This is a genomic window from Micromonospora orduensis, assembly GCF_006228125.1.
In the GTDB taxonomy this organism is placed as follows: Bacteria; Actinomycetota; Actinomycetes; order Mycobacteriales; family Micromonosporaceae; genus Micromonospora; species Micromonospora orduensis.
Genome location: NZ_VDFY01000119.1, coordinates 25533 through 37814, shown reverse-complemented (window position 1 = coordinate 37814; position 12282 = coordinate 25533). Strand labels below are relative to the sequence as shown.

Annotated in this window: 10 protein-coding genes; 4 read left to right on the top strand and 6 right to left on the bottom strand. The window is 70.3% G+C overall.

Features of this window, described 5'->3' with window-relative positions:
* Positions 1-111: 111 nt before the first annotated feature.
* The 6 genes from FHG89_RS09225 to FHG89_RS09200 all read right to left on the bottom strand — a co-directional run bounded on the left by FHG89_RS09225 (position 112) and on the right by FHG89_RS09200 (position 7723).
* Complete coding sequence (locus FHG89_RS09225) at positions 112-1179, bottom strand: succinate dehydrogenase/fumarate reductase iron-sulfur subunit (protein WP_139583949.1); 1068 nt, start codon at positions 1177-1179, stop codon at positions 112-114.
* The gene (locus FHG89_RS09220) at positions 1176-3104 is read right to left on the bottom strand and encodes a fumarate reductase/succinate dehydrogenase flavoprotein subunit (protein ID WP_139583948.1); all 1929 of its coding nucleotides are present in this window, start codon (positions 3102-3104) and stop codon (positions 1176-1178) included. The genes FHG89_RS09225 and FHG89_RS09220 overlap by 4 nt, the downstream gene beginning before the upstream one ends.
* A gap of 12 nt (positions 3105-3116) precedes the next feature.
* On the bottom strand, positions 3117-3923 hold the full coding sequence (locus tag FHG89_RS09215; RefSeq protein WP_139583947.1) for a hypothetical protein: 807 nt from the start codon (positions 3921-3923) through the stop codon (positions 3117-3119).
* A gap of 264 nt (positions 3924-4187) precedes the next feature.
* Positions 4188-5585, bottom strand: a complete 1398-nt coding sequence (locus tag FHG89_RS09210; protein ID WP_139583946.1) for a TldD/PmbA family protein — start codon at positions 5583-5585, stop codon at positions 4188-4190.
* Positions 5586-5705: 120 nt separating this feature from the next.
* Positions 5706-7142: a TldD/PmbA family protein gene (locus FHG89_RS09205; protein ID WP_139583945.1), complete on the bottom strand. Its 1437-nt coding sequence runs from the start codon at positions 7140-7142 to the stop codon at positions 5706-5708.
* A 32-nt stretch (positions 7143-7174) separates the two neighbouring features.
* The gene (locus tag FHG89_RS09200; protein WP_139583944.1) at positions 7175-7723 is read right to left on the bottom strand and encodes a Uma2 family endonuclease; all 549 of its coding nucleotides are present in this window, start codon (positions 7721-7723) and stop codon (positions 7175-7177) included.
* Between the two features lie 276 nt (positions 7724-7999).
* On the opposite strand from FHG89_RS09200, the gene FHG89_RS09195 reads away from it, so the two are divergent.
* From FHG89_RS09195 to FHG89_RS09180, 4 genes are read left to right on the top strand one after another with little or no spacing between them, the layout of a single operon-like run.
* A complete protein-coding gene (locus FHG89_RS09195) occupies positions 8000-9055 on the top strand; it encodes an ABC transporter ATP-binding protein (protein ID WP_167517370.1) in 1056 nt (351 codons plus the stop codon).
* Positions 9052-10194 (top strand): ABC transporter ATP-binding protein, encoded by a 1143-nt coding sequence (locus FHG89_RS09190; RefSeq protein ID WP_244295289.1) that lies wholly within the window; start codon positions 9052-9054, stop codon positions 10192-10194. The genes FHG89_RS09195 and FHG89_RS09190 overlap by 4 nt, the downstream gene beginning before the upstream one ends.
* Complete coding sequence (locus FHG89_RS09185) at positions 10191-11198, top strand: ABC transporter permease (protein ID WP_139583942.1); 1008 nt, start codon at positions 10191-10193, stop codon at positions 11196-11198. The genes FHG89_RS09190 and FHG89_RS09185 overlap by 4 nt, the downstream gene beginning before the upstream one ends.
* Before the next feature lie 10 nt (positions 11199-11208).
* A complete protein-coding gene (locus FHG89_RS09180; RefSeq protein ID WP_139583941.1) occupies positions 11209-12195 on the top strand; it encodes an ABC transporter permease in 987 nt (328 codons plus the stop codon).
* Positions 12196-12282 lie beyond the last annotated feature (87 nt).

Here is a 12282-nt window from a genome sequence, read left to right as displayed (position 1 = left end):
CCCTGACCCCGCGCCCGGCCCCTGCCCACCGGGGATCGCGGGGACGGAAGCTGGGTGGGAACAGGACGGGGGCCGTGGCTTTCGCCGCGGCCCCCGTCGTTGTCGAGGTGCTCAGTGCTTGTCGTCCTGCTCCGGGTGGGCGAAGTTCAGGTGCTCCGGAGGCAGCGGGAAGGTCACGTCGTCGCCGAACGGCGACGGCGCGGCGGCCCGGTCGAAGGTGAGCTCGGTCAGCGGCAGCCTGCCCCGGTCGTCGACTGCCGGAGCGGTCGGGTGGGGCACCTCCCGGTCCCAGTTGACGCCGCTCTGCGCCTGCACCTCGGCCCGCGGGTCGTGGGAGCCACCCGCGTGTGAGTGCAACCCACCCCCGGTCGCGCCCGACGACGTCGCCGAGCCCTGACGGGCGGTGGTCACGCTGGTCTGAGGCGTCTCGCCCCTACGGAAGATCTTGCTACCAAGCCACACAAGGGGATCGTACCTGCGGTCGACGACCCGTTCCTTCATGGGGATGATCCCGTTGTCAGTGATCTTGATGTGCTCGGGGCAGACCTCGGTGCAGCACTTGGTGATGTTGCAGAAGCCGAGGCCCTGTTCGGCCTGCGCGTACTCCTTGCGGTCGGTCCGGGCATCCAGCGGGTGCATGTCCAGCTCGGCCGCCCGGATGAAGTACCGCGGCCCGGAGAACGCCTGCTTGTTCTCGTCGTGGTCACGGATCACGTGGCACACGGTCTGGCACAGGAAGCACTCGATGCACTTGCGGAACTCCTGCGAGCGCTCCACGTCGACCTGCTGCATCCGGTAGTCACCCGGGGCCACGTCCGCCGGTGGGGCGAACGCCGGAGTCTCCCGCGCCTTCTCGTAGTTGAACGAGACGTCGGTGACCAGGTCCCGGATGACCGGGAAGGTGCGCAGCGGGGTGACCGTGACGGTCTCGTCGTCGCCGAAGGTCGACATCCGGGTCATGCAACCCAGCCGCGGCTTGCCGTTGATCTCCATGGAGCAGGAGCCGCACTTGCCGGCCTTGCAGTTCCACCGGCAGGCCAGGTCGGGCGCGTCGGTGGCCTGCAGGCGGTGGATGACGTCGAGGACGACCTCGCCCTCGTTCACCTCGACCATGTAGTCCTGCAGGTCGCCGCCGGTCTCGTCGCCCCGCCAGATCCGGAACTGACGCTTCGCGCTCATCGGTTGTCCGCCTCTCCAGCGTCGGCGACGAGAGCATCGAAGTCGGCGAGCTCCTCGTCGGTGAGGTACTTGGCCAGCTCGGCCCGGTCGAAGAGGCCGATCAGCTCCGGTCGCATCTTCGGCAGCGGCTTGCGGGTCAGCCGTACGGTGTCGCCGTCCAGCGAGCAGACCAGGTTGACCTGCCGCCACTTCGGCTCCATCGCCGGGTAGTCCTCCCGGGTGTGCCCGCCGCGCGACTCCTGCCGCTCCAGCGCCGCCTTCGCGGTGCACTCCGAGACCACAAGCATGTTGCGCAGGTCCAGGGCCAGGTGCCAGCCCGGGTTGTAGCGTCGGCCCCCGGCCGCGCTCACCTTGGCCACCCGCTCCCGCAGCTCGGCGAGCCGGACCAGCGCGTCGGCCAGCTCACCCTCGCGGCGGATGATGCCCACCAGATCCCCCATCACCGCCTGGAGGTCCTGCTGGAGGGTGTACGGGCTCTCGCCGGTGTCCCGCTGCAACGGCGCCAGGGCGGTCTCCACAGCGGCCTCGACCGCGTCCACGGCCACCTTCGGCCGGGCGGCCAGCCCGTCGGCGTAGCTCGCCGCGTGCCCGCCCGCCCGCTTGCCGAAGACCAGCAGGTCGGACAGGGAGTTGCCGCCCAGTCGGTTGGAGCCGTGCATACCGCCGGAGACCTCACCGGCGGCGAACAGCCCGCGTACGTGGCCGAACGCGGCACCCGAGTCCGGGTCCACCTCGACGCCGCCCATCACGTAGTGGCAGGTCGGCCCGACCTCCATCGGCTCGGCCGTGATGTCGACGTCGGCCAGCTCCTTGAACTGGTGGTACATCGACGGCAGCCGGCGGCGGATCTCGTCCGCCGAACGCCGGCTCGCGATGTCCAGGAAGACACCACCGGCGGGGGAGCCCCGCCCGGCCTTCACCTCGCTGTTGATCGCGCGGGCCACCTCGTCGCGGGGCAGCAGCTCCGGCGGACGCCGGTTGTTGTCCGGGTCGGTGTACCAGCGGTCCGCCTCCTCCTCGGTCTCCGCGTACTGCTTGCGGAAGACGTCGGGGACGTAGTCGAACATGAACCGCTTGCCCTCGGAGTTCTTCAGGACGCCACCGTCACCGCGCACCGACTCGGTGACCAGGATGCCCTTCACCGACGGCGGCCAGACCATGCCGGTCGGGTGGAACTGGAGGAACTCCATGTTGATCAGCGTCGCCCCGGCGCGCAGCGCCAACGCGTGCCCGTCGCCGGTGTACTCCCACGAGTTCGAGGTGACCTTGTAGGAGCGTCCGACGCCACCGGTGGCCAGCACGACGGCCGGCGCCTCGAAGAGGATGAACTCGCCCGACTCCCGGTAGTAGCCGAACGCGCCGGCGACCCGGTCACCGTCGAGCAGCAGCTCGGTGATGGTGGTCTCGGAGAACACCTTGATCCGGGCGTCGTACGAGCCGAACTCCCGGTGGTCCTCCTGCTGGAGGGAGACGATCTTCTGCTGGAGGGTGCGGATCAGCTCCAGGCCCGTCCGGTCGCCCACGTGCGCCAGGCGCGGGTACTCGTGGCCACCGAAGTTGCGCTGGGAGATCTTGCCGTCCTTGGTGCGGTCGAAGAGCGCACCGTAGGTCTCCAGCTCCCAGATCCGCTGCGGCGACTCCTTCGCGTGCAGCTCGGCCATCCGGAAGTTGTTGAGGAACTTGCCGCCGCGCATGGTGTCGCGGAAGTGCACCTGCCAGTTGTCCCGGCTGTTCACGTTGCCCATCGCGGCGGCGGCTCCGCCCTCGGCCATCACCGTGTGCGCCTTGCCGAACAGCGACTTGGAGATGATGGCGGTCTTCTTGCCGGCGAGCCGGGCCTCGATCGCCGCGCGCAGACCGGCGCCGCCGGCCCCGATGACGACGACGTCGTAGTGGTGTCGCTCGATGCGAGTGGTAGTGGTCATGTCAGGGGCCCTTTAGTTGATGAACCGCAGGTCGGAGAACCAGCCGGCCGCGAGCGCCATGATGTAGAAGTCGGCCAGCGCCAGGGTGCCGAGGGTGATCCAGGCGAGCTGCATGTGCCGGACGTTCAACGCCGAGACGAAGGTCCAGGCCTTGTACCGCACCGGGTGCTTGGAGAAGTGCTTGAGCCGGCCGCCGATGATGTGCCGGCAGGAGTGGCAGGAAATCGTGTACGCCCAGAGCATCACCACGTTGAGCACCAGGATGATGTTGCCCAGCCCGAAGCCGAAGCCCTTCGGCGAGTGGAAGGCGAGGATCGCGTCCCAGGTGTTGATCAGCGAGATGATCGCGGCGGCGTAGAAGAAGTAGCGGTGCAGGTTCTGGCCCAGCAGCGGGAAGCGGGTCTCACCGCCGTACTCCTTGTGCCCGTCCGGGACGGCGCAGGCCGGCGGCGACAGCCAGAACGACCGGTAGTACGCCTTGCGGTAGTAGTAGCAGGTGAGCCGGAACAGCAGCAGGAACGGCAGGGTCAGCGCGGCGTCCGGGATGATCCACCAGCCGGGCAGGAAACGGCCGAAGTGCGAGGCCCCCTCGACACACCGCTCCGTGACGCAGGGCGAGTAGAACGGGGTCAGGTAGTGGTAATCCGCGACCCAGTAGAAGTCGTGCATGAAGACCCGGACCGTCGCGTACGCGACCCAGGCGCTGAGCCCGATCACCGTGATCAGCGGGGCGAACCACCAGCGGTCGGTACGCAACGTCTTCGCCGCGATGGCGGCGCGCGCCCGCGCTCCCCGCGGCCTCGTTGCCGTTGAAGTCATTCGAGTCGTCTCCTCGACGGGCCCGTACGGGCGGGCTGATCTTTCTCCGGTCGGCACGCGGACCGGCGAACCCGCACCCGCTGCCACGTCATGCGCACACCAACGACCACGCCGGATCGACCGACGCAGCTAAGTGACACACGTTACGCCGATCTTCGCGAGCCGTCCGCGCAAGGGAGTGTCCCGTGTGTCCGGCCTGCGGAAAAGCCCTGGCACGCCGATCGATGGCGCGTTGTTAAGAACGTCACTGTCCGCCCGGCCCGCTCACCCGGAAGCACCCCCGGTGAAGTGCCAGGACGCCAGCCGCACCGAGGGCGCGGCCCACCAGGCACCGTCCACCCGGTCCGGTTGGCGCACCGGCCGCGCGCCCAGCCCGAGCACCGCGCCCGGCCCGAGCGCCCGGGGGTACGACTCGGTGAACCGCAGGTCACGGACCGCCCGTACGACAGTGCCGTCCTCGATCAGCCAGACCCCGTTGCGGGTCAACCCCGTGATCACCAGGCTCTTCGGGTCGAGCACCCTCGTGTACCAGAGATCGCTCACCAGCAGCCCCCGGCGTACCCCGGCGACCAGCGCTGCGGTGTCCGCGTCGCCGACCGCGCCGGCCGCCGCGCCGGTGGTGCTCCGGCCCGCCGCGCTCGCCGGCCCCGCCGCCGCGCCGGACAGGCGCAGGTTGCGTGCCATCGGACCCCAGGTGGCGCCACCGGCCACGGCGTGCCCGGTGGACTCCGCACCCGCCTCGACGGCCGTCCGCCGGTCGTGCGCCACCGCGCGGGTGGTGCCCGCCTCGACCAGGGTCAGTGCCCGCCGACCGGTGCCCTCGGCGTCGAACGGCAGCCCCGACGCGCCCAACGGGTCGTCCACCAGGGTCACCGACCTGTCGAACTGGGCGACGCCCGGCTCGGCGAAGGACTGCCGCTCGACGTACCGCTTGCCGTTGAAGCCGTACCAGGACAGGTTCTGCAACAGGTCCGCCACGGCGGCCGGTTCGAACACCACCTCGTACCGCCCCGGTGGCAGCTCGACCGGGTCGGCCGCGGCCTGCGCCTTCGCGGCAGCGTGCGCGCCCAGTTCGGCGCCGTCGAGGTCGGACAGCCGGTCGGCGTAACGCCGGGCCACCCCGTCCGCGCCGTCGCGACGGGCGATGCCGTCCATCGCGGCGTCGGCGGAGCGGCCGGACGCCGTGTGCCCGGCCGAGTTGGCGAACGCCGACGACCGGTGCGCGGTACGGCAGTAACCGGCGGTGCTCAGGCCCCCGGCGGCGGCGACGAACGCGCCCACCCGGTCGGCCCGCTGATCCGGCTCGGCGTACGCGGTCGCCTCGTCGACGGGCGGCGCCGCAGGCGCGGGTGTGGGCGGCGCCAGGCCCGGCCAGGCCGGGTCGAGCGGGCCGAGGCGCGCGGCGGCCAGGGTGCGCTCGACAAGCGCGCGCAGCCCGTCGGCTGTCACGATGCTTCCGCTGCCCCCGGCGGTCCGCCCATCCAGGTGCAGCCGCAGCCGGACACCGACTGTCGACTCGGAGACGTTCTGGTGGATGGCCGAGTTGGCGAACCGGGTCAGCGCCAGGTCGGCCCGGGTCACCACCGCCTCGGCCTGCGCGCCCGGCCCACCGAGCCGCCGGACCAGCTCGACGACCTGCCCGGCCAGCTCCAGCTCCCTCACGCTGAGACCCCTTTCGTTCGCGACTGCGGGGCTCGCAAGACCGGCTCACTCCTCGCGCTCACGCTGAGGCCCCTTTTGTTCGCGACTGCGGGGCTCGCAAGACCGGCTCACTCCTCGCGCTCACGCTGAGACCCCCACCCGGACGTTGCGGAAGCGGGCCGGCGCCGCCGGATGGCCGGTGTGCCCGATCTGGCCGGGCTGGCCCTTGCCGCAATTCGGGGTGCCCCAGGGCACCGTCTCGCTGGAGAGCATGTCCATCGAGCGCCAGAACAGCGGACCGATCCCGGTGTAGGTCGGATTGCGCAGCATCCGCCCCCGCCGGCCCTTCTTGATTTCCCAGCCGACCTCGCAGCCGAACTGGAAGTTCAGCCGCTTGTCGTCGATCGACCAGGACCGGTTGAGGTCCATCAGAACCCCGTCGTCGGTCGCCGCGATGATCTCCTCCAGGGTGTGCGGGCCGGGTTCCAGGCCGACGTTCGTCATCCGCACCATCGGCAGCCGGGCCCACCCGTCGGCTCGTACGCTGCCGCCGTAGTCCAGGCTGGCCATCGCGGCGGAATCCCTACCAGCCAGCACGCCCACCCAGCGACCCCCGCGGACCGCGTCCCGCTTGACCGCGGGGGAGCCCTCGTCGTCGAAACCGAAGCTGCCCAGTGCGCCCGGGATCGTCGGGTCGATGGTGATGTTCATCAGCTCCGAGCCGTAGCGCAGCGAGCCGAGCTGGGCCAGGTCCAGCCAGGACGTTCCGGCGAACGCGGCCTCCCAGCCGAGGATCCGGTCCAGCTCGATGGCGTGCCCGACCGACTCGTGGATCTGCAGGGCCAACTGCTCGCCGCCGAGGATCAGGTCCGTCTCGCCGGCCGGGCAGGGCGGCGCGGTGAGCAGCGCCCGCGACTCCTCGGCGATCTGCGCGGCGTGCGCGGCCAGGTCCAACGACTCGACCAGCTCCCATCCGGTGGTGCCGTACTGGCCTCGGTAGCTGGGCCAGGAGCGCCGCTGCGTCTCGCCGTCGCCGATCGAGGTGGCCGAGATGCCGCCGCCGCACTCGCGGATCCGCTGGTCGATCCGGTGCCCTTCGCTGGAGACGAACCACTTTGCGGTGTCCCAGATCTGGTACAGGCCCTCGGCCAGGTCAGCGCCGTGCTCGGTCATCGCGCGGGTCGCGCCGACCAGCAGATCGCCCTTGTCTGACAGGGGAACCCCGAGCGGGTCGATCTGGCAGCCGGAGGCCCAACTCGCGGTGACGGCTTCGACCGGCACCAGGTCGACCGCCGGGCCGGGCACCCGCGCGCTCGCCATGGCCGTCCGTGTCGCGCGCCGGCCGGCGTCGCGGGCGGCGGCGTCCGACAGATCGGGTACGGCGTGGAAGCCCCAACTCGCCCCGACCAGCGCCCGGACCCCCAGCCCGATGCTCTCGTCCTGGGTCAGCTCCTCCACGTCGCCGTTGCGCGCCGTCATCGACTCGTAGCGGCGGTGCATCACCCGGGCGTCGGCGTACCGGGCGCCCGCGTCGAGGGCGGCCTGGACGGCGGCGCTGGCCGCGTCGAACTCGGTCATGGACCGACCCTAGGCCAGCGGACCGACACCCGTCAGGGGAGGAGATCTTCCGGCCGGATGGTGGCCTTGACCGGCTCGGTGAGCACGAGCAGGTCACCTGGCCTGGTCACGGACTGCTCGATGTAGTGGCCGCCCTGCCGTCGATAGAGGTGCAGCGTGCCATTCGCCTGCTCCACCAGCAGGTACCACTCGATCCCGGCCGAGGCGTAGTAGTGCATCTTGAGCACCTTGTCCGTGGACGCGTTGCTCGGCGAGATGATCTCGCATACCAGTCGCACATCACCTGCCTCGACGTTGAGTTCGTCGAAGTCGATCGGGCCGGTGATCACGAGGTCGGGGATGGGGATCCGGCCTGGCCTGAGTCGGACGTTCACGGCTTCCAGTACGTGCAGACCGGCCTCGCGAGCCGGAGCCCGTAGGGCCGCGCGCAGTTCACCGGAGATGTTCTGGTGTCGGGGGGTGGGGGCTGGGGTCACGTGGAGGCTCCCGTCGAACAGTTCGACGCGTTGCTGCGTCTCGCCGAGGGCGAGGTACTCCTCTTCGGTCCACGGGCCTTCGTGGTTGAACACCGCCGCGGTCATCGTCACCTCCACCTCGTGCCAGGGGCATCCTCTGCCGGTTACTCCTCCCATGGTCGCACCCGACGTGCGATCAGGAGATGAATGGGCGTGGATGGCGAGGTGAGGGGTGTTCAGGGCCGATGCCGACTCGTTACGCTCGGGCCCGCTGACACGTGCCGACTTTGTAGCTTATTTTCACCCTCGGGACTTTCCTGTAAGTTCTCTTCGTCACTGAGGGAGGTGGCCGTGGACAGCTCGGAACCGTCGCCGTCCGGGGACCCGGACGACCGTCCCGCCGTGCCGGCGCAGCGCTCCGACGAGGACGCCTACCTGCGGGTACGTGACCTGCGGGTCCGGTTCGACACCGAGGACGGCGTGGTGCGCGCGGTCGACGGGGTGTCGTTCGCCGTCGAACGGGGTCGCACCCTCGGCATCGTCGGCGAATCCGGCTCCGGCAAGAGCGTCACCTCGCTCGCCATCCTCGGCCTGCACGATCCCAAGCGGACCACCATCACCGGGGAGATCTCCGTCGGTGGCCGGCAGGTGGTCGGCCTCGGCGACGAGGAGGTACGCCGGCTGCGCGGCCGGGACATGGCGATGATCTTCCAGGACCCGCTGTCGGCCCTGCACCCGTACTACACGGTGGGCCGGCAGATCGCCGAGGCGTACCGGGTGCACCACCCGAAGGCCAACCGGCGCGAGGCCCGCCAGCGGGCGGTGGACATGCTGGACCGGGTGGGCATTCCGCAGCCGGCCCGCCGCTTCGACCAGTACCCGCACGAGTTCTCCGGCGGCATGCGCCAGCGGGCGATGATCGCGATGTCCCTGGTCAACGACCCGGCCCTGCTGATCGCCGACGAGCCGACCACCGCGCTGGACGTGACCGTGCAGGCGCAGATCCTGGACCTGCTCGCCGACATCCAGGCCGAGTTCCACTCCGCGATCATCCTGATCACCCACGACCTCGGCGTGGTCGGCCAGGTCGCCGACGACGTCCTGGTCATGTACGGCGGACGTGCCGTCGAGCGGGGCAGCGTCGAGCAGGTGCTCCGCTCGCCGCAGCATCCGTACACCTGGGGGTTGCTCTCCAGCGTGCCGTCGCTGCACGGCGACGCGGACGCGGACCTGGTGCCCATCCCCGGCAACCCGCCCAGCCTGATCAACCTGCCGTCCGGCTGCGCCTTCCACCCGCGCTGCCGCTACGCGGACCGCAACGGCGACCGGTCCCGCACGGAGGTGCCCGAGCTGCGCCCCGCCGGTGGGGACGGCCACCTGGTGGCCTGCCACCTGAGCGCCGAGGAGCGCGCCGAGCGCTACGCCGAGGACATCGCCTCCGTGGGGGTGGCCCGATGACCGACGAACCACTGCTGCGGGTACGCGGGCTGACCAAGCATTTCCCGATACGTCAGGGGCTGCGCGGCACCGGTCTGGTGCGGGCGGTCGACGGGCTCGACTTCGACGTGCGACCGGGCGAGACGCTGGGCCTGGTCGGGGAGTCGGGCTGCGGAAAGACCACCACCGGTCGGATGCTGGTGCGGCTGCTGGAGCCGACGGCCGGCAGCATCGAGTTCGGCGGGCGGGACATCACCCACGCCGGCCGCCGGGAGCTGCGTCCGCTGCGTCAGGAACTCCAGATCATCTTCCAGGACCCGTACGCCTCGTTGAACCCCCGGCACACGGTGGGCCGGATCGTGGCGATGCCGTTGCAGGTCAACGGGATCAAGCCGCCGGGTGGGATCAAGGCGCGGGTGCAGGAGCTGCTGGAGCTGGTCGGGTTGAACCCGGAGCACTACAACCGGTACCCGCACGAATTCTCCGGTGGGCAGCGTCAGCGCATCGGCATCGCCCGGGCGTTGGCCCTGCGGCCCAAACTGATCATCGCCGACGAGCCGGTGTCCGCGCTTGACGTCTCGATCCAGGCGCAGGTCGTCAACCTGCTGCGCGACCTGCAACGGGACCTCGGCCTGGCGTTCGTGTTCATCGCCCACGACCTGGCCGTGATCCGGCACTTCTGCCAGCGGGTCGCCGTCATGTACCTGGGCCGGATCGTGGAGATCGGCGACCGGGCGGACATCTACGAGCGCCCGCAGCACCCGTACACCCGGGCGTTGCTCTCGGCGATCCCGGACGTCACCCAGCTCGGCCCGGCGGGCCGGATCCGGCTGACCGGTGACGTGCCCACTCCGCTGGACCCGCCGTCGGGGTGCCGGTTCCGCACCCGCTGCTGGAAGGCGCGGGACGTCTGCGCCACCGAGGAGCCGGCGCTGGTCCCGCGCGACGGCGGCCGGCAGGCCACCGCGTGTCACTTCCCCGAAGGAGATGCGGCCAGCACGAGCCCCGAAGGGGATGCGGCCAGCACGAGCCCCGAAGGGGATGCGGCCAGCACGAGCCCGGAACCAGCCGGCGCCGGCCTGGTGGCGGACGCCGCCGTGGTCGGCGGCGAGCCGGCGGGTCGCGGGGTCGAAGCGAACGTCGAGGAGGTGTCGTCGTGAGCCTTTCCCCTGTGGAGGGTGTGGCGCTTGCCGAGATCGAGTCCGACGGCGGCGTGGGCGAGCCCGCGGCCAAGGGGGTCGTCGGCCGCTCGCCCGGGCAGCTCGCCTGGCTGCGGCTGCGTCGCGACCGCACGGCGGTCGTCAGCGGCGTACTCCTGATCTTCTTCATGGTGTTGGGTCTGGCCGCCCCGCTGATCGAGATGGTCTACGGGATTGGCCCGCGTGAGCAGTTCCAGAACCTGCTGGACGGTTTCGGGATGCCGCTGGGCTACGCCGGTGGGGTCACCGGGGACCACTGGTTCGGTGTGGAGCCGGGGCTCGGCCGGGACATCTTCATCCGGTTGATCTACGGGCTGCGGACCTCGCTGTTCATCGCGTTCGCCGCCGCGTTGATCACCGCGACGATCGGTGTCGTGCTTGGCGCGCTCGCCGGCTACCTGGGCGGCTGGCTCGACGTGGTGATCAACTGGATCACCGACCTGACCCTTGCCATGCCCTTCCTGATCATCGCGCTGGCGCTCACCCCCACCATCACGCTGCGTTTCTACGGCGAGCGGGGGCAGGTGTCGGCGGCCTTCGGGGTGGGCGTGCTGATCGGCGTCTTCGCCATCTTCGGCTGGACCAGCACGGCCCGCCTCGTCCGCGGGCAGGTGATCGCGCTGCGCGAGCGGGAGTTCGTGGAGGCGGCCAAGGCCAGCGGGGCCGGGCTGGGGCACATCATCTTCCGGCAGTTGCTGCCGAACATCTGGGCGCCGATCCTTGTGTCGTTCTCCCTGGCGGTGCCGCAGTTCATCACCAGCGAGGCCGCGCTGTCGTTCATCGGCGTCGGCCTGAGCGACGAGACGCCGAGCTTCGGCCGAATGATCTACCGCAGTCTGGACTTCCTCCAGACCGACCCGGCGTACGTGTTCTTCCCGGGCATCACGATCTTCGCGCTGGTGTTCGCCTTCAACCTCTTCGGCGACGCGTTGCGAGACGCGCTCGACCCGAAGTCGTCCCGGTAGGGGTCAAATCATGGCGCGATTTCTGCTCAAGCGACTCTTCTCCGCCACGCTGACCCTGTTCGCGGTGAGCGTGCTGACGTTCCTGATGTTCTTCGCCCTGCCGCGTGACCCGGTCACCAGCATCTGCTCGAAGAACTGCAACCCCGAGCGGCTGGAGCGGGTCCGCGACGACCTGGGTCTGAACGACCCGCTGATCAGCCAGTACGCCGGCTACATGAAGGGCATCGTCACCGGACGCGACCTGGGCAGCGCCCAGGGCGGCCGGTGCGACGCGCCCTGCCTGGGCTGGTCGTATGTCACCAACGAGGCCGTCTCGGACACCATCGCCCGGGTGCTGCCGGTGACCCTGAGCATCGTCATCCCAGCCGCGATTCTCTGGCTGCTGCTCGGGGTGGGCCTCGGCATGGTCTCCGCACTGCGTCGGGGCACCTGGCTGGACCGCGCGGCCATCGGCTTCTCCCTGACCGGTGCCTCCCTACAGCTCTACTTCGTGGGTGCGGTGCTGCTGCTGGTGTTCGTCTACAACCTGCGGCTGCTGCCGGTGCCCAGCTACACCTCGATCTTCGACAACCCGGCGAAGTGGGCCAGCGGGCTGGTGCTCGCCTGGGTGGCGCTTGCCTTCCTCTTCTCGGCCATCTACGCCCGGCTGTCCCGGGCGCAGATGCTGGAGACGCTGTCCGAGGACTTCGTCCGCACCGCGCGAGCCAAGGGCCTGGCCAAACCCACTGTGTACGGGCGGCACGCGCTGCGCGCGGCGATCACCCCGGTGGTGACCATCGCCGGTCTGGACGTGGGCGGGGCGCTGGGCGGCACGGTGATCACCGAGACGACGTTCGGCATCCAGGGGTTGGGGCGGACGGCGGTGGACGCGGTGCGCTCGGGTGACCTACCCACGATCATGGCCACGGTGCTGATCGCTGCCGTCTTCGTGGTGCTGGCGAACGTGCTGGTGGACCTGCTCTACGCGGCCATCGACCCGCGGGTGCGGCTGCGCTGAGCCGCCGGGTGGCCGGCACTCGACCGATGGCGAAATTTATCGACAACTGTTACACAACTCGTAGGTTTTCTTCCTTACGATCCTCGG